The organism is Labrenzia sp. R5_0 (genome assembly GCF_017743835.1).
Classification (GTDB): domain Bacteria; phylum Pseudomonadota; class Alphaproteobacteria; order Rhizobiales; family Stappiaceae; genus Roseibium; species Roseibium algicola.
Map to the genome: position 1 here is coordinate 255,392 of NZ_JAGHRK010000004.1, position 17,885 is coordinate 273,276.

The 17,885-nt window shown below is 61.2% G+C and carries 14 protein-coding genes; 7 read left to right on the forward strand and 7 right to left on the reverse strand.

What is annotated here, in order from left to right; translation table 11 throughout:
• Position 1: 1 nt before the first annotated feature.
• The gene (locus J7447_RS21125; protein WP_031270036.1) at positions 2-262 is read right to left on the reverse strand and encodes a PepSY domain-containing protein; all 261 of its coding nucleotides are present in this window, start codon (positions 260-262) and stop codon (positions 2-4) included.
• 279 nt (positions 263-541) lie between these two features.
• Between J7447_RS21125 and J7447_RS21130 the strand changes: the two genes are divergently transcribed.
• Complete coding sequence (locus tag J7447_RS21130) at positions 542-1,153, forward strand: NAD(P)H-dependent oxidoreductase (RefSeq protein ID WP_286189410.1); 612 nt, start codon at positions 542-544, stop codon at positions 1,151-1,153.
• On the opposite strand, the gene J7447_RS21135 is transcribed toward J7447_RS21130, so the two are convergent.
• The 5 genes from J7447_RS21135 to J7447_RS21155 form a co-directional block, all read right to left on the reverse strand.
• Positions 1,154-2,149, reverse strand: coding sequence for an LLM class flavin-dependent oxidoreductase (locus J7447_RS21135; protein WP_209170822.1), 996 nt, complete (start codon positions 2,147-2,149; stop codon positions 1,154-1,156).
• A gap of 129 nt (positions 2,150-2,278) precedes the next feature.
• Entirely contained in the window at positions 2,279-3,241 is a 963-nt protein-coding gene (locus J7447_RS21140; RefSeq protein ID WP_209170824.1) for a hypothetical protein, read from the reverse strand.
• 19 nt (positions 3,242-3,260) lie between these two features.
• A complete protein-coding gene (locus J7447_RS21145; RefSeq protein WP_023002553.1) occupies positions 3,261-3,908 on the reverse strand; it encodes an outer membrane lipoprotein carrier protein LolA in 648 nt (215 codons plus the stop codon).
• An 84-nt stretch (positions 3,909-3,992) separates the two neighbouring features.
• On the reverse strand, positions 3,993-6,737 hold the full coding sequence (locus J7447_RS21150) for a DNA translocase FtsK (protein ID WP_209170827.1): 2,745 nt from the start codon (positions 6,735-6,737) through the stop codon (positions 3,993-3,995).
• Positions 6,734-7,969: an aminotransferase class I/II-fold pyridoxal phosphate-dependent enzyme gene (locus tag J7447_RS21155; protein WP_062486136.1), complete on the reverse strand. Its 1,236-nt coding sequence runs from the start codon at positions 7,967-7,969 to the stop codon at positions 6,734-6,736. The genes J7447_RS21150 and J7447_RS21155 overlap by 4 nt, the downstream gene beginning before the upstream one ends.
• A gap of 311 nt (positions 7,970-8,280) precedes the next feature.
• Here J7447_RS21155 and J7447_RS21160 point away from each other — a divergent pair, with 311 nt between their 5' ends.
• The gene (locus J7447_RS21160; protein ID WP_023002556.1) at positions 8,281-8,937 is read left to right on the forward strand and encodes an SGNH/GDSL hydrolase family protein; all 657 of its coding nucleotides are present in this window, start codon (positions 8,281-8,283) and stop codon (positions 8,935-8,937) included.
• 67 nt (positions 8,938-9,004) lie between these two features.
• Here J7447_RS21160 and J7447_RS21165 read toward each other — a convergent pair whose 3' ends face one another.
• Entirely contained in the window at positions 9,005-9,268 is a 264-nt protein-coding gene (locus tag J7447_RS21165; protein WP_023002557.1) for a DUF1674 domain-containing protein, read from the reverse strand.
• Positions 9,269-9,424: 156 nt separating this feature from the next.
• Between J7447_RS21165 and htpX the strand changes: the two genes are divergently transcribed.
• The 5 genes from htpX to J7447_RS21190 all read left to right on the forward strand — a co-directional run bounded on the left by htpX (position 9,425) and on the right by J7447_RS21190 (position 17,862).
• Entirely contained in the window at positions 9,425-10,402 is a 978-nt protein-coding gene (gene htpX, locus J7447_RS21170; RefSeq protein ID WP_062491241.1) for a zinc metalloprotease HtpX, read from the forward strand.
• 164 nt (positions 10,403-10,566) lie between these two features.
• Positions 10,567-11,943 (forward strand): 16S rRNA (cytosine(967)-C(5))-methyltransferase RsmB, encoded by a 1,377-nt coding sequence (gene rsmB, locus J7447_RS21175; protein ID WP_168687318.1) that lies wholly within the window; start codon positions 10,567-10,569, stop codon positions 11,941-11,943.
• A 128-nt stretch (positions 11,944-12,071) separates the two neighbouring features.
• Positions 12,072-13,829, forward strand: a complete 1,758-nt coding sequence (locus J7447_RS21180; RefSeq protein WP_208984644.1) for a heparinase II/III family protein — start codon at positions 12,072-12,074, stop codon at positions 13,827-13,829.
• A gap of 75 nt (positions 13,830-13,904) precedes the next feature.
• Positions 13,905-15,521 carry a bifunctional phosphoribosylaminoimidazolecarboxamide formyltransferase/IMP cyclohydrolase gene (gene purH / locus J7447_RS21185; RefSeq protein WP_209170828.1) on the forward strand — a complete coding sequence of 539 codons (1,617 nt, stop codon included), beginning with the start codon at positions 13,905-13,907 and terminating at the stop codon, positions 15,519-15,521.
• A gap of 229 nt (positions 15,522-15,750) precedes the next feature.
• Positions 15,751-17,862, forward strand: a complete 2,112-nt coding sequence (locus J7447_RS21190; RefSeq protein ID WP_209170830.1) for a methyl-accepting chemotaxis protein — start codon at positions 15,751-15,753, stop codon at positions 17,860-17,862.
• Positions 17,863-17,885 lie beyond the last annotated feature (23 nt).

Sequence of the window (17,885 nt, forward strand, 5' to 3'; positions counted from 1 at the left end):
ATCAGTCTTCGTTCTTGACGTTGGTGACCTTGCCGGATTTCGGGTCGATGTAGACTTCCCAAAGCTTGTTTTGCGCATCGGTGCATTTCGCTTCGATCTTGCCGTCCTCGGCTTCGAATTCCTTGACGGTGCAACCGGCCTTGGCCAGTGCCGCGGTGGCCTCCTCGGGATTGGTGCCGACCATGTCTCCAACGACGGGCATGGCCTGCGCGGCGACCGGAGCAAGGCAGAGGCAGAGTACGGCGAGAGATTTCTTCAGCATGATTGTGTCCTTCATCAGGTTTCTGCGACCGTTGCGGTCTTCGTCCTGATTGGCCGCAAACTCGGCTTCGGTCGATTGACGGACTGCTGACGCCAAGCATCATAAGCAGGTGCTTACGCGCGGATTTCGATCCTTCGACAGCCGTCCAGAAGGTCAAACCAGGCAAATGGTCTTGCCAGGGTTGAAACGGCTGAAATGAATTGCGAAGTCATGGGAACAAGAATTGCTCCGGCACATTTGCGAGCCGGTATTTTCAATTTGCATCAAGGAAACAGGCCGTTGCGCATCTTTTCCCTTCTGGCGCACCCCAGGGACAACAGCTTCTGCCATGCGCTGTCGAAACAGGCGCGTGATGCTCTGGAGGCCGAGGGGCACCAGATAGATCACCACGATCTTTACGCCGAAGAGTTCGATCCCTGTCTGACAGCAGAGGAAGCCTACTCGATCGGCGATACTCTGGAAGAAGTGCTGTCCCGTTCAGAGGATGCCGTCGTTGCGCGGCACAGGGAAGGTATTTCGAACGCCGATGGTCTGCTGGTCGTCCATCCGAACTGGTGGGGCAAACCGCCGGCGATCCTTGCAGGCTGGATGGACCGTGTGCTGGTGCCGGGCGTTGCCTATCGGCTGCAGACTGCCGACGGTCTGCCGGAAGGACTGCTGTCGATCCGCAAGGCCGTCATCTTCAACACGTCCGACACCGAGGCGGAGCGAGAGCGACTTGATCTTGGAGACCCGCTGGAGCTGATCTGGGGCCGGTGCGTGCTGCCGTATTGTGGCGCTCTGGATTACGAGCGCCACGTCTTCAGGCCCGTTGTGGGCAGCTCCTATCCCCAGCGGCAAGACTGGCTGGAAGAAACCGCCCAGATTTGTCGAAGCGCCTTTGATAGTTGACTAAGCTGTCACGAGATCCTTCAGGACGTCGGCCGCGAGCTGGAAGGATTTCACGCGGGCGCCGTGATCATGGATCATGCCGGTGATCATCAGTTCGTCGGGCTCATAGCGGTTGATGATTGCCGACAGTTGGTCGTGGATCGTCGCCGGAGATCCCGTTGCCGAGCAGGACAGGGCGTGTTCGACCTGCGCCAGAACGGCGGGCGGAATTTCGGCGGGGACATTTTCCACCGGCAGGGGCAGTTTGCCGGGGTTGCCCATGCGCAACCGGGCGAAAGCGAGCAACTGGGAAGAGCGCAGGTAATCAGCCTCTTCGTCGGTGTCGGCAGCAAATACGCCAGCTGCCACCATCACATGCGGTCTGGCGAGCTGCGGTGACGGCTGGAAGGTTGCCCGGTAGATCTCCAGCGCTTCTTCCAGCATGTCCGGTGCGAAATGAGAGGCAAAGGCATAGGGCAGCCCGAAGGCCGCCGCGAGTTGCGCGCCGTAAAGGCTCGAGCCAAGGATCCAGATCGGTACCTGCGTGCCTTCGCCCGGGATCGCACGCACCCTGCTGGTTTCAGAAGCGGGTCTGAAATAGCCCATCAGCTCCTGGACATCCTGCGGAAAACTGTCCTCACCGGCCATGTGGCGACGCAGGGCCCTGGCCGTCGCCATGTCCGTGCCCGGGGCGCGGCCCAGGCCCAGGTCGATCCGGCCGGGGTACAGCGTTGCAAGCGTGCCGAATTGCTCGGCGATGATCAGCGGCGAGTGGTTGGGCAGCATGATACCGCCCGCGCCGACGCGCATGGTGGAGGTTGCTGCCGCCACCTGGCCGATGACAAGGGATGTAGCGGCGCTGGCGATGCCCGGCATGTTGTGATGCTCGGCCAGCCAGTAGCGATGGTAGCCTGCCTGTTCCGCGGACCGCGCCAGATCGACCGTGTTTGCCAGAGCCGCGGCCGCTGTCTGGCCTTCCGGCACAGGGGACAGATCGAGAAGGGAAAAATGCTGCATGGATATCTCCGTTGGAGCTCCATGTAGGATCTGAAAACCCACCCGCCAAGGTCAAGTTTTGTCGGCAGCCTGCTTTGGCGCAGTCTTCCCAGGCGCTTAGACGCGCAGGGCTCCCGGGGTCAGCGGGATCTATTCGGCGAATGTCGCTTCGAACACACGCTCGTAGATATGCTTCACCACTGCGGTCTCTTCAGACCCCTGCCGGGCGAGGTTGCCGAGACCTGGCGCGGCGTTGACTTCCAGGACAACAGGTTCTGCGTTGGCCGCAGTCGGCAAGATCAGGTCAACGGCGGCATAACGCAGAGACAGGGCCTGTGCGGCTTCGCGGGCAAGGGCTGCAAGGTCCGGGGCGAGCGAGCCGGTGACAATTCTGGCCGTGCCGCCCGCGGACAGATTGACCACGGGCAGAAGCGTGACCGTCTGGCCTGGCGCGGGAACCGTTTCCGGCATCAGCCCTTGTTGCTGCAGTTCGAGGATGAGGCGGGGGTCGGCAGCGTCGAAGCGCGGATCGGCGCCGATGATCTCGGCAATGCTGCGATGACCGTCGCCCGTGATCTGAGGCGGATGGCGTTCGATGGCGCACAGCACATCGTCGTCCAGAACGATAATTCTCAGTTCCTGTCCGCGGATCTCCGGTTGCACCAGCAGCTGGTCGTTGCTCTTGGCGAGGGTGTGCAGGGCCGTTTGAAGGGTGTGACTGGTGTCGACCCGCACTACGTCCCGCCCTTCCCGGCCACAGTTCGGTTTGACGTAAAGCGGGAACCCCTGGTTCCCGGCAAAATCCAGAAGGTCTTGCGGCGCAGTTCGGCTCGTGCGGATGTCGTGTGCGAAAACCAGAAGTCCGTCCGGCACTGTCAGGTCCGCGGCCTTCAGAAAGGACGCGGCATAGGCCTTGTCGGTGGCGATCTCCGCTGCGCCGAGTGTGTTGAGGTCGAACCTTGTGCCCTTGAAGAACCAGCGCTTGCCGGACGGGCTTTCGACCATGCCGGCATGGCCATGGCCGTCGCCCGCCGTCAGGCGGTAGCCTTTGCGGGCGCAATAGGCCTCAAGCAGGTCAAAGACGAGTGCGCGCCGGCCGGCCGTTTCCGTCATGCTGGGGCCAGCCGGGCTGTCAGTTGTTTTTCTGGCGGGCGTTGGCCAGATAATCGATCTTGAAAAGGTCCGGATTGGTCGGGCCGTTGGACACAACATTATAGACCGCAACGGAGGTGTCGTAGCCCTGCTGGTCGGTAACGGTCCACTGCTTCAATGCGTAGTCCTTGGCATCGAAGATCAGCGTCAGGGTACCGGAGTTGAACTTGGTCTTGTCCAGGATGGTGACGGTGATCAGGTCTTCTTCCACCAGAACATTGGTGACGTTGGTGTCCTTCTGCAGGTCGATGTCGTCGGACAGCAGGAAGCGCAGCGGCGTCTGGCCAAGAGGCCAGATGTCCTGGGTGTTCAGCTTGCGGTCGCGCACGGACACCGACTTGCCGTCGGCCACAATGTCGAGCACGGAAGGCTTGTTGTAGTAGAAGCGCACCTTTCCCGGGCGGGCCATATAGAACTTGCCGTCGGACTGGTTTCCGTCAGGACCGAACTGGATGAAGTCGCCATGCATGGTCTTCACCGAGTTGAAATAGGAGTTGAGATCCCTGAGGGCATTTTGTTCCTGCTCGGTCAGCGCCGCGGCGGGCAGCAGTGCCGACAGGGACAGAGCCGCAGCAATACCGGCTGCCAGCATAGGTTTGATCAGGCGGGAAGCGAAGCGTTTCAGCATGATGCAATGTCCTAAATCGTTCTCTGTGTGACACGTTTCCCCCTAGCTAGGGAGCGTGTGTGGCAAAGCTTTGGCAGTTTACCATCAAAAATCTTCTTCCACGCCGTTCTGCACGAGAATTTCGCGTTTTCCGGCATGGTTGGCGGCGCTGATCAGGCCTTCGTTTTCCATCCGCTCAATCAGCGAAGCAGCACGGTTGTAGCCGATCGAAAGGCGCCGCTGCACATAGGAGGTCGACGCCTTCTTGTCGCGCAGCACGATGGCAACCGCCTTGTCGTACAGATCGTTGCCCTCCTCGCCGCCGGCAAGTCCGCCGCCACCGTCGTAGGGGCTTTCGGCCTCGTCATCTTCCTCGGTCACGGCTTCCAGATATTGCGGCGTGCCCTGAACCTTCAGGTGCTTGACGATATCCTCGACCTCGTCGTCGGAGACGAACGGCCCGTGCACACGCTGGATGCGCCCGCCGCCGGCCATGTAGAGCATGTCGCCCATGCCCAGAAGCTGTTCGGCGCCCATTTCACCCAGGATGGTGCGGCTGTCGATCTTCGACGTCACCTGGAAGGAGATACGGGTCGGGAAGTTGGCCTTGATGGTGCCGGTAATGACATCCACCGACGGCCGCTGCGTGGCCATGATCAGGTGAATACCGGCGGCGCGGGCCATCTGAGCCAGCCGCTGGATAGCACCTTCGATGTCCTTGCCGGCCACCATCATCAGGTCGGCCATCTCGTCGACGATGACGACGATATACGGCATCGCCTCGAGCGGCAGCTGCTCTTCTTCGTAGATCGGCTGGCCGGTGTCGCGGTCGAAGCCGGTTTGAACGGTGCGGGTGAATGTTTCGTTCTTTTCCAGCGCCTGCTTGATGCGGGTGTTGTAGCCGTCGATGTTGCGGACGCCCATCTTGGACATCTTCTTGTAGCGGTCTTCCATCTCGCGGACGGTCCACTTCAAGGCGACGACGGCTTTCTTCGGATCGGTCACAACCGGTGTCAGCAGATGCGGAATGCCGTCGTAGATCGACAGTTCCAGCATCTTGGGGTCGATCATGATCATCTTGCACTGCTCGGGCGTCAGCCGGTAGAGCAGCGACAGGATCATGGTGTTGATCGAGACCGACTTGCCCGAGCCGGTGGTCCCGGCCACAAGCAGGTGAGGCATGCGGGCCAGATCCGCGACAACGCTTTCGCCGTTGATGGTCTTGCCCAGGGCCAGTGCCAGCTTGGCCTTGGACTTTTCGAAGTCCTGGGCGGCCAGCAGTTCACGCAGGTAAACCGTCTCACGGCGGGCATTCGGCAGTTCGATACCGATGGCGTTCTTGCCCGGGATCACCGCCACACGGGCGGAAATCGCGCTCATGGAGCGGGCGATGTCGTCCGCAAGGCCGATGACACGCGAGGACTTGATGCCAGGTGCCGGTTCCAGTTCGTACAGGGTCACGACCGGACCGGGGCGAACCTCGATGATTTCGCCGCGAACACCGAAATCCTCAAGCACGCCTTCCAGGATGCGGGCATTCTGCTCCAGCGCATCGGCGGACAGACCCGGCACCTTGCCGGCCACCTTCGGCTCGGCCAGCAGCCGCAGTGGAGGCAATTCGTACTCTTCCGGGGCTCCGAGGAAAGATGGCTGGGCTTCCTCGATCGCACGTTTGCTCTGCTTCGGACGCGGTGCCTGCGGGATGACACGGCCGTTCGTTGCCGGTTGCGCAGGTGCCTGCTGAGCCTCCGGCGCGGCAATGCCGACCGGGACCGCAGGACGACCGTTGACGGGGCCCTTGTCGATCATCAGATCGTCCGGCTCGAAGGTGTCGCCTTCCTCGTCGTAGTATTCTTCCGCGTAGGGTTCGTCTCCGTCGTCCGCATGACGGCCACGCTGGTAGAAGTCGTCCAGGCCGTCGTCATCTTGCGGCATCAGCCGGCCGGCGAGGGCCTTGCGGAATGCCTTCAGGCGGCTACCCTGGCGGGTGTCTTCCGGTTCGTAGTCGGTGTCGTCCTCATCCTCGTCCCAGTATTCTTCTTCGTCCTGGGCCTGGCTCCGCTTCAGCCCGGTCAACCGGCGCACCTGTGCGGCAGCCTGAAGACCGAAATGCTCCATCTGGCCGACGAAGGCACTCATGAAGATACCGATGCGGGACTCGCCATCGTCGTCGTCAAAGTCGAGTTCATGCTCGGCGGCCTTGCCGTGACCGACAGGGCCGGCCACAGGCTCGATCCGTTCGGACGGAGCGCCGATGCTGCCCAGCCAACCGGCAGCTGCCAGCAGGCATAGGATAGCCGGTACGCCAAGACCAAGCACGCCGACGATCGTGGCGGCGCCGCTTGTCATGTTGTCGGTAACGAGCGCAGGCAAATGGTGAACGGTGTCGCCGAAAAAGCCGCCGAGACCGGTCGGCAGCGGCCAGCTTTCGGGAACCGGCAGCGACGCCAGGGCACCTGCGGCAAGGCTTGTGCCGATCAGCCAGTAGACCAGGCGCTTGCGGCCGATGCCAAGCGCGTGGCCGGTCAGAAGCCGCCAGCCCCACAGAACCAGAGGAATCAGGAAGACGGCCGTCGCCAGGCCGATTGTCTGCATCAGAATGTCTGCAAGGACAGCGCCTGGTGTTCCCAGGGCGTTGCGCACCTGGCCACCGGTGGCATGATTGAAGCTCGGGTCGCTGACGGACCAGGTAGCAAGGCTTGCCGCGAGCATTGCCGCCAGCGCAATGATACCGAGGCCCGCGGCCCCAACAAGATTGCGCCGGATGAACCGCTTCAGTGGGCTCTCGGTGTCCAGAAGGTCAACCGAAGATCTGCGGCCGTTGCCGCGAACTGCGCTGGCCCGCCTCATGCCTTGTCCCCCAACCATTTTGCCAGACGCTCCAGAGCGATCTCTGTCTGCTCAAGAGGAGCCGTCAGGCTGATGCGAATATAGTTCCGCCCCGGATTGCTGCCGTCCGACTGGTCCGAGGCAAGGTAGCTGCCTGGCAGCACCTTGAGCCCGATTTCGGTCCAGAGTGCCTTCGTGACCGCAACGGCGTCGCCCCAGCGGCTGATATCCAGCCACAGGAAGAACCCGGCGTCAGGCGTGACCGGCCCAAGGATCGGGCCGAGGTGTTTTTCGGCAGCTTCGAATTTTTCGTTGTAGAGCCTGCGGTTTTCAATGACGTGGGATTCGTCCTGATAGGCCCGGACCGCAACTGCCTGTGCCGGCAGCGGCACCTGCGGTGCGGCAAGGCCTCTGAACTTTGCCCATTTTTTCAGGAACTCGGGATCGCCTGCCGCAAAGCCGCAGCGCAGACCTGCCAGGTTGGAGCGTTTGGACAGAGAATTGAGGACGATGATGTTGGCAAAGCCACCGCCCTGCTCTTCATTCAGATCCCTGGCCGCTTCCAGAATGCCGATTGGCGGCGTCTCGCGATAGATTTCCGAATAGCATTCGTCTGCAAAGATATAGAAGCGATGCTTGCGGGCGAGACCGATCAGGCGCTGCCAATAGGCGGTATCGGCCACAAACCCTTCCGGATTTGTGGGCGAGGCAACATAAAAGGCGACGGTCCTTTCCAGCAGCTCCGCATCGAGGCTGTCGAGATCCGGCAGAAAATTGTTTCCCGCTACCGCGTCGAGCAGCACGGCCTCCGCATCGGCGACATGCGCTGCGGCAGCATAGGTCTGGTAGAACGGGTTGGGCAGAATCACCACAGGGTGGTCCAGGCCCTTGTTCAGCTGATCACGCGCGGCAATGGCGCCGAAGGAAAGTCCCTCGCGGGACCCGTTCAGCGGCAGCACACCATGGTCGGCGTCGATCAACCCACCCAGATTGTATCGGCGATCCAGCCAGGATGCGACGGCCGAACGGAATTCAGGCGAGCCGTCGATCGGCGGATAACGGCGGAACCCGGCCATATTTTCAGCCAGAACTTCCGCGGTAAAATCAGGAATGGCGTGTTGCGGTTCGCCAATCGTCATGACAATCGGGTCAAGCCCCGGCGTCTCGCCGCTCAGGAGTTCGGCAAGTCGTTGAAACGGATTGGAGCTCGGCAGGGACACACCGCGCTGATAGGCTTTTTTGCTGGCAAGCATGAATGATCCGGCACTCGTTACGCATAACTTTGCTCAGACCCTATAGCCGGTGTGGTAAATCCCTTATTAACCAAGCGGGGCAGGGCACAGGAAATGCTGCAAATGGTTGCGGATTTTCCCGCACTGCCTGCCCGGGCGTCTGACCTGTCCATAGGGACAATTTCACCCCTCCGTCCTTGGTTGGCGGGAATTGCCCGGAAGTCCTTGATCGTCAACGAAGACTCTGTAGAAATTGAAGGCATCGGCGCGGTCGGCAGAAATGAAATATGCCTGACCTTTTTCAAAGTGCGCCCACCTGGACAGGTTCTACGATGTCGAAAACAACAAAAAATCCGATAAGCGTCGTTTGCTTCGGCGACTCTCTCACCTGGGGATTCAATCCGGTCGACAAATCCAGGTACGGCCACGACATCCGCTGGACCCGACTTCTGCAGAAAGAACTGGGTGACGGGTTTTATGTGGCCGAAGAAGGCGTCAACGGCCGAACAACCGTGTTCGAGGATCCGGTCAAGGGCGACAAGAACGGTCTTGCTCATCTGGCCACCGTTCGCAAGACGCATATGCCGATCGACATTCTGATCATCATGCTCGGCACCAACGACCTTCAGGCCCGGTTCTGCATGAACGCGGAAACGATCGCGATTGCCATGGGGCGCCTCCTGGATTTTGCCCGCAGGCCAACCGACGATGTCGAAGGCCGGGCGCCAAAGGTGCTGCTGATGTCACCGCCGCCGCTGGCACCACTGGCAGGCACACCCTTCGTGGCACAGTTCAGCGAACAGAGCGTCACGGAATCCCATCGCCTGGCCGCCTGCTACCGGGAGAAGGCGGCTGAATATGGTGCAGCTTTCTTCGATGCAGGAACGGTGATTTCCGCCAGCCCGGTTGATGCCGTCCATTTCGATGCGGAGCCGCAGGCCGATCTCGCCAGGGCAGTGGCAGCGGAAGTGCGCAAGCTGGCAAACTGAATTGGCAGACTGGATTGCCTGCTGCGGTTAGAGCTGTCTCCGACAGGCAGACCGGCTGAACATTCCCTCAGAAATCTGAGGTCAGTCCCTTGATCTCCCAATCGTCGTAGCGGGTGGGCTCCAGGCCGCCGCGTCCGTTGACTTCTTCGGCCATGTTCTGCTGTCTTGCGTCGATTTCCTTGCGCCGTTCTTCGGCTTCCTTGAGGGCGCGCTGGGCTGCCGGTGGCAGGTCCTCGAATTTCCGCTTCGGAGCTTCCTCGACATTGGTCTTCAGGGAGGGAGCCTCGTTCTGGCTGTAGCGGCTCGTCGGGTTGTCCGGTGTTTCTGTCATGGCTCTTCGGGTCGTTCAGTTTGCAGTCTTGTCTGGCGTATATAGGGTAATCTTGCCAAGAATGGCAGCACTCCCCATCTGTTGGACGGATACAAAGGCCATTATGCGCCTTCTTGCAAGCAGTCGAAAACAGGACAGAAACGGAAACAAGCGGCGATGAACTACATTCGCACGGCAATGCTTCTGGCGGGGATGACCGCCTTGTTCATGGGGATCGGTTTCATGATCGGCGGTCAGTCGGGCATGCTGATCGCGCTGCTTATTGCAGCCGCCATGAACCTGTTCAGTTACTGGAACGCGGACAAGATGGTCCTGCGCATGCATCATGCCAGGGAAGTGGGTGAGCGCGAAGCGCCGGAGTTCTACCGGATGATACGGCAGCTGGCGCAGAATGCCGAGTTGCCGATGCCCAAGGTCTACATCATCGACAATCCGCAGCCGAATGCCTTTGCGACCGGACGCAACCCGCAAAACGCTGCCGTCGCGGCAACGACGGGCCTGCTCGACATGCTGACGCCCGAGGAGATTGCCGGTGTGATGGCCCATGAGCTGGCCCATGTGAAGAACCACGACACGCTGATCATGACGATCACGGCGACAATCGCCGGTGCGATTTCCATGCTGGCCAACTTTGCCTTCTTCTTCGGCGGCAACCGCAACAATCCGCTGGGCATTGTCGGGGTTATCCTGATGATGGTCGTGGCGCCGCTGGCGGCAATGGTCGTGCAGATGGCGATCTCCCGGACGCGCGAATATGCGGCCGACCGGATGGGCGCACAGATCTGCGGCGAACCCATGTGGCTGGCTTCAGCACTTGCGAAGATCTCGCGCGGGGTGGAGCACATCCATAACCCGGACGCGGAAGCGAACCCGGCAACCGCACATATGTTCATCATGAACCCGCTGTCAGGCGAGCGGATGGACAATCTGTTCTCCACCCACCCGAACACCCAGAACCGGATCGACGAACTGCGCAAGCTGTCGGATGCAGGTCTGGGCACCGGTGGCAGGGGCGGCAGAAGCGGTCCCATGTCGTTTACCCGCCAGGCTCCACAGCAGGCCGGCCCGTGGAGCGGCGCCGGTCCGACGGGGCCTTCCTCCGCGCCGCGCCGTCCAAAAGGGCCGTGGGGATAGGCCACAGTCCCCCGGAACGTCAGCTTCTTTGACAAAAACAACTTTGCCGGATGACCACCCGGCTTTAGTATCACCAGATGCGCCGCGACCGGCAGACCGGTCTGCGGCGCTTGATTTTGATACCGGCCGTAACAGCAGGGCCGGGCGCGTGAATGGATTGAGCCTTGACCAAACGGCCGAACAACAAACAGAAGCCTTCAGGCAAACCGGCACCCGAACAGGCCGAAAAGCCGGGGTTTGCCGCACGCAAGGTGGCTGCCGATATTCTTGGCAACGTCGTTCACAAGAAACGGCCTCTCGATGGCGAGCTGGATATCACGTCCGGCCACTCCGGATTTCGGGCGCTGGCCGGCAACGATCGTTCGCTGGTTCGCGCAATCATCGGTGCGGCCTTGCGCCATCGGGGTGAAATCGCTGAAATCCTGGATCGGTTGCTTGATCGGCCGATCCCGGAAAAGACGGGCCGGATCCTGGATATCCTGCATGTGGCCATTGCCCAGATGCTGTTTCTCGACATTCCGGACCGTGCTGCCGTGTCTCTTGCTGTTGATCATGCCGGTCTCGACCGCCGGGCTCGTCCCTACAAGGGCCTGGTCAACGGTGTGTTGCGCCGGCTCGGGCGCGAGCGGGACGAAGTGACTGGTGATCTCGATCCGGCGGTGCTGAACACACCGGACTGGCTGATGGAAAGCTGGCAGGCAGCCTATGGAGTGGAGACAGCGCGCGAGATCGCGCGGGCTCACGAAAGCGAAGCGGCGCTGGATCTGTCGGTGAAAGCGGATCCCGAAGAATGGGCCAGGAAGCTGGACGGCCAGATTGTGGGTGCGGGCAGCATCCGCCTCGTGCGCAAGGGCGCTGTCGATGCACTTGAAGGCTACGGCGACGGCCAGTGGTGGGTGCAGGATGCCGCCGCGGCACTTCCCGCCCGGCTTCTTGGTGACGTGAAGGGTCTGCGTGTTGCCGATCTTTGCGCTGCACCGGGCGGCAAGACCGCGCAATTGGCGGCCGCGGGTGCAAGCGTAACCGCGGTCGATATTTCAAAGGCGCGCCTGAAACGTCTTGAAGAAAACATGACGCGGCTCGGCCTGAGTGTTGAAACGGTTGCGGCGGATTTGCGGGCCTTTGAGCCGGAAGAACTCTTTGATGCAATCCTGCTCGATGCGCCCTGCAGCGCGACAGGCACGATCCGCCGGCACCCCGATGTGCCCTGGATCAAGAAGCCATACGACATTGAAAAGCTGACGGAAATCCAGAGCGAATTGCTGGACAGGGTGATGGGCTGGGTCAAGCCGGGTGGGCTGGTCGTCTATTGTACCTGTTCGCTGGAAGCGGCGGAAGGTGAAGCCCAGGTGGCCGGTTTTCTGGAGCGGCAGGCCGGAAAAATCGAACTGGTTCCGGTCGAGGCCTCAGAGGTGGGCGGCCTTGCCGAATGTGTCACAAATGAAGGTTATCTTCGCTGTCTGCCCTGCCATAGCGCCGCCTTGGATCCGGTGAGCAAGGGCATGGACGGCTTTTTTGCCGCAAGGTTCCGCCGGTTTTAACGCGGAATAAACTGTTCACTTGCAATGATTCTTTAAATGAAATGCTAACCTTAATGGTTCGTTTCCTGAATTAGACACCGGAGATTCCCCATAAACGCGCAGAAACCATCAGTTTTGGAGATGGTTTGGTGAATACTGCAAGCCTGAGTGAAAGAAGCCGCATCTGGCGGCTTGTGGCCCTGCATATTTGGCAACGCTCCTTGAAATGGATGCATGGCGGGCCGCTGTTCCGCATGCAGCCGTTTTCGGCTGTGCCTGCGCGCCTGCTCATTGCGCCGCAGGATCTGCGCACTGCCGACGCGACCAATGCTGCCGATATCTATGGCGGCCGGTTCCTGTTCTCCGGTCATCTGGTGGAGACGCAAGGCAGATCTCCGTTCGAGCTTCAGGCCGTTCACGAAGACTGGCAGCGTGAGCTTCACAGCTTCGGCTGGATGCGGGACCTTCGCGCCGCCGACAGCCAGATTTCCCGGCAAAATGCCCGGGCGCTGGTGGAGGATTGGATCAAGTTTTGCGGTCGTTGGCACGACATCGGCTGGGAAGCGTCGGTCGTGACCCGCCGCATTCTGTCTTGGCTGGCGCATTCTCCCTTCATTCTTCAGGACGGCGATCACGAATTCTATCGCAGTTTCGTGCGGTCACTGGCTCGCCAGGTGCGTTACCTGCGCCAGACCATCAATGAAACGGAAGACGGCGTCGAGCGCCTGCATGCAGCCCTTGCCATGGCATCCGCCTGTATTTCCATGGCCGGACAGGGCCGCTTTGCACGCCAGAGCATCCGGCGTCTCGATCAGGAGCTGACACGCCAGATCCTGCCCGATGGCGGCCACATCTCGCGCAATCCGAAAGCGCTGATCGACATTCTCGCGGACCTGCTGCCGGTTCGCCAGGCCTTCGTTGCGCAAGGGCTGGAGGTGCCGCCGGCGATGGTGCAGTCGGTGGACCGGATGATGCCACTGCTGCGCTTCTTCCGTCATGGCGACGGGGCCCTTGCCCATTTCAACGGCATGGGCTCGACGCCGAGCGACCTTGTCGCCACCATCCTTGCCTATGACGATGCACGGGGCGCCCCACCGCAGAATGCGCCGCATTCGGGCTATCAGCGCTTAACCGGTGGCAATTCCGTCGTCCTGATCGACACCGGCCCTGCCCCGGCCATCGGCGTTTCCGGCGACGCTCATGCAGGCTGTCTTTCGTTCGAATTCTCCTCCGGCAACAACCGGATCGTCGTCAATTGCGGCGTCTCGCCCAAGTCCAATCCGGCCTGGCGCCGGGTCAGCCGCTCGACGCCTGCCCATTCCACGGCGGTGATCGAGGATACGTCCTCCTGCCGGTTCCTGTCGAACCGGCCGTTCGGGCATATTCTGGGCGCACCCATCCTGTCCGGTCCGGTCAGGGTGCCGGTGGAGCGGGAAGACGATGCCGCCGGCAGCCGGATCACGGCCTCCCATGATGGTTATGCCAGCGAGTTCCATGTCCTGCATGAGCGCGACATTCGCCTTGCAGGCGACGGCACGGTGCTGGACGGCATCGACACGTTTTCGGCAATCGGCCCTGTGGACAGCGAAAACCGCTACGCAATCCGCTTTCACCTGCATCCGGGCCTGCGCAGCTCGCTCATCCGCGGCGGATCAGCGGTGCTCCTGGTGTGCCGGGACGGTGAAGCCTGGGAATTCGAAGCGCCCGGGACCGAGGTCATGCTGGAAGAAAGCATCTATCTTTCGGATGTCTACGGCCACCGCAAGACCGAGCAGATCGTGATCTCCGGTGCCGTGCTCGAGGCCCCCTCTGTGGGGTGGCAGTTCCGCAAGACGGCGACGGCCAAACTCAGCCGGCGCGGCACCAGCGATTTTGACGAGCCGGACGAACTCCCGCTGGAAGAATAGAGACCTTCCGCTTTTGCTGAAGACGTGATAGGGCGACGGCAACTCCCGGACCGTCCCCAATTGCGAGGCAAATTCATGGCCATTGTGTCCAAAGCCGTACCCGTTCCCGAGCTGGTTCCCGTCAAGCGCGCCCTTCTGTCCGTCTTCGACAAGACCGGTCTTGTCGACTTTGCAAAAGCGCTGTCCGAGCGCGGCGTCGAGCTGGTCTCCACCGGCGGTTCCTACAAGGCGCTGAAGGAAGCCGGGCTTAAGGTTCTGGACATTTCGGAAGTCACGAGCTTTCCGGAAATCATGGACGGCCGCGTGAAGACGCTGCATCCGAAGGTACACGGCGGTCTGCTCTCGATCCGCGATGATGCCGACCACCAGAAGGCGATGAACGAGCATGACATCGTCGGCATCGATCTCTTTTGCGGCAATCTCTATCCGTTCGAGGACGTTGTCGCCTCCGGCGCCGACTACGCCACCGGCATCGAGAACATCGACATTGGTGGACCGGCAATGACCCGTGCGGCCGCCAAGAACCATGCCTATGTTACCGTGGTCACCGACCCGGCCGACTACGATGCAGTGATTTCCGAGCTTGATGCCAACGGCGGCAAGGCCCCGCTGGCCCTGCGCAAGAAGCTGGCGCAAAAGGCCTTTGCCCGCACGGCTGCCTATGATGCCGCCGTCTCCAACTGGATGGCGGATCAGCTGGACGAAGCAACGCCCGCCCATCGTGCGGTTGGCGGTTCGCTTGCCGAAGTCATGCGCTATGGCGAAAACCCGCATCAGTCGGCCGGTTTCTACACCACCGGTGAGCAGCGACCGGGTGTTGCCACGGCCAGGCAGCTTCAGGGCAAGACCCTGTCCTACAACAACATCAACGACACCGATGCCGCGTTTGAGCTGGTGAGCGAGTTCGATCCGGCCCGCACCAGTGCTGTTGCCATCATCAAGCACGCAAACCCGTGCGGTGTGGCCGAAGGCGCAAGCCTGAAGGAAGCCTACGAGCTGGCCCTGCGCTGCGATCCGGTTTCAGCCTTCGGCGGCATCGTCGCCCTGAACCAGACACTGGATGCCGCTGCGGCCGAGGAAATCGTCAAGATCTTCACGGAAGTGATCATCGCGCCGGATGCGGACGACGCGGCACGCGAAATCATCGCGGCGAAGAAGAACCTGCGCCTTCTGGTCACCGGTGGCCTCGCCGATGCACGCGCCAAGGGTCTCTTCGTCAAGTCCGTTGCCGGCGGCCTTCTGGTCCAGTCACGCGACAACGGTGTGGTCGATGACCTTGACCTCAAGGTCGTTACCAAGCGCGCCCCGAGCGAGCAGGAACTGGCCGATCTGAAATTCGCCTTCCGGGTTGCCAAGCACGTGAAGTCCAATGCCATCGTCTATGCCAAGGACGGTGCGACCGTTGGTGTCGGGGCCGGTCAGATGAGCCGGGTGGATTCCGCACGCATCGCTGCCCGCAAGGCTCTGGACGCGACCGAGGCCGCCGGTCTTTCCGAACCGCTGACGAAGGGATGCGTGGTCGCCTCCGATGCGTTCTTCCCGTTTGCCGATGGTCTTCTGTCTGCCGCCGAAGCCGGAGCAACCGCCGTTATCCAGCCGGGTGGTTCCATGCGCGATGACGACGTGATTGCGGCAGCCGATGAAGCTGGCCTTGCCATGGTCATGACCGGCATGCGTCATTTCCGGCACTGATTTCGGGTATTCGCCGATGAATTGAAGTGCCGGTTTTCATTCGAACCGGCACTTCATCTGAGCTTGTAAAACATTAGCAAGCTAACGATCCAAAATTACTGTCAAAAATGACAGGGGTCATTAAGAAAAACCCTCCCACTGAAGACCTTGTTAACGCCCAACGGGTAGTCTGCAGCAAGCTTTGGCAGGTATTCGCCTGCCGTTTTCTTGCGATTCGCGGAGATTGCCGGTGTTTAGAAGAGCGAAGGTCACAACAAAGCTCATTGGGGCCAGTGCGGCGACCCTGACGGTTGCCCTTGTGGTCGGCATCAGTTTTATCGGATGGGAAGCGTCCCGCATTACGGGAGATCTTGCACGGTCCGAAGCCGAGACAGTGGCACGCGAGCAGGCGCAATTCGTCCAGCGCGGTCTTGAAAACGGCCTGAAATCCGCACAGACGCTGGCAAGTTCCCTCGGCGGCATGAAGAAGGCCGGATCGGTCGACCGTGAAGCCTGGAACGCCGTCGTTGAAAACCTGACGCTGACCAACAAGGACCTTTCGGGCACCTGGGGCGTGGTTGCCGGAGACGAGCTCGACGGCAAAGATGCCGAGTACAAGGGCGACGAGAAATGGGCCGAAGACGGCGAATGGCAGCCCTATTACTTCCGCAAGGCGGATGGGACGCTGGCCTACCGGCCCATCGAGAAGATCGCCGTCGGTGATCTGAGTGCAACCAGCGACCTCTGGTTCAATGGTGCCTACGTGTCCGGCAAGGACTACATGACCGAACCTTACAGCTGGGAAGCCGATGGCAAGACCGTAACCGGTGTGTCGTTCTCCTCGCCGATCCGAGACGGGTCCAAGGTGATTGGTGCTGCCGGTGGCGACATCCTTCTGACACCGTTGTCCGAAGTGCTTGGCCAGCAACGGCCACTGGACACGGGATCGGTTCACCTCCTGTCGCAGAACGGCGTCTGGATTGCTCACGCCGACCCGGCCGTTCTCGGCAAGCCATGGATGGAAGGCCAGTCCGAAGCCGACCTTGCCGTGCAGGACAAGCTTCTGGCGGCGGTCAAGAACGGCGAACCATTTGCCTATGACGGATATTCCAACACGCTTGGCACGGAAGTGCACCGCATCGTCATGCCGGTCCATGTGACCGGTACCGATGCCAAGCTTGCCGTGGTGGTCAACGTGCCGCTGGCGACCCTCAATGCGGCTTCGTCTTCGATCACGACCATGATCGTCGGCGTCGGTGTCGTGTTGCTCATCGTCGTGGCTCTTTCCATCTATCTTGTCGGTAACACGATTGTTCGCCGTCCGCTGGAGCGCGCCGTGCGCAGCATCCAGGCGCTCATCGATCGCCGTTACGACGAGCCGATCCACGATACCGACCGCCAGGACGAAATCGGCGAGATCAGCAAGGCGCTGGAAGTCTTCCGCGACAAGGCCCGGCAGGCCGAGGCACTGGCCGCCGAGCAGGAAGAAGCGCAGCGTCAGCAGCTGGCGCGCGCAGGCCGGATCAGCGAGTTGTCGCAGGATTTCGACCGCCAAATCTCAGAGCTGACCCAGACGGTGATGCACCAGGTGCAGGACCTCAACGCGGCGTCGATGACGCTGACGGCGGGAGCAGACGACACCAGCGAGAAGAGCACGGCAGTGGCTGCCGCTTCCGAGGAAGCGTCGTCGAACGTGGAAACGGTTGCGTCCGCGGCTGAAGAACTGATGGCATCGGTCGGTGAAATTTCCCGCCAGATGACCCAGTCCACCGAGATTGCCTCCCACGCCGTGGAACAGGCCCAGTCGACGAACCGGAAGATCGAGGGGCTCGCGGAAGCAGCCAATCGGATCAGCGAAGTGGTCAAGCTGATCACTGACATTGCCGAACAGACCAACCTCCTGGCGCTGAACGCCACCATCGAGGCGGCGCGTGCCGGCGAAGCGGGCAAGGGCTTTGCCGTTGTTGCCGCCGAGGTGAAGGAGCTTGCCAACCAGACCGCCAAGGCGACCGAGGAAATCTCCCTGCAGATCCAGTCGGTGCAGACGGAAACCGCCGGATCGGTCGATGCCATCAAGGGCATTTCCGAAACCATCGAAAAGATGAACGAGATCTCTTCGTCCATCCAGGCTTCGGTCGAACAGCAGGGCCTTGCCACCGACGAGATCGCCCGCAACATCCAGGAAGCCTCCAACGGCACCCAGGAAGTGGCGCAGAACATCGTCAAGGTGGCAGCCTCTGCCGACGACACCGGCAATGCCGCCCGCCAGGTCTCGGCCTCCGCCAACGTCCTGCAGACTGAAGCCGACCGACTCAAGCAGGAAGTTGAAGGTTTCCTTGCCAGCGTTCGTCAGGTCGCCTGAGGCGAAACTGCCAACATCTGAAC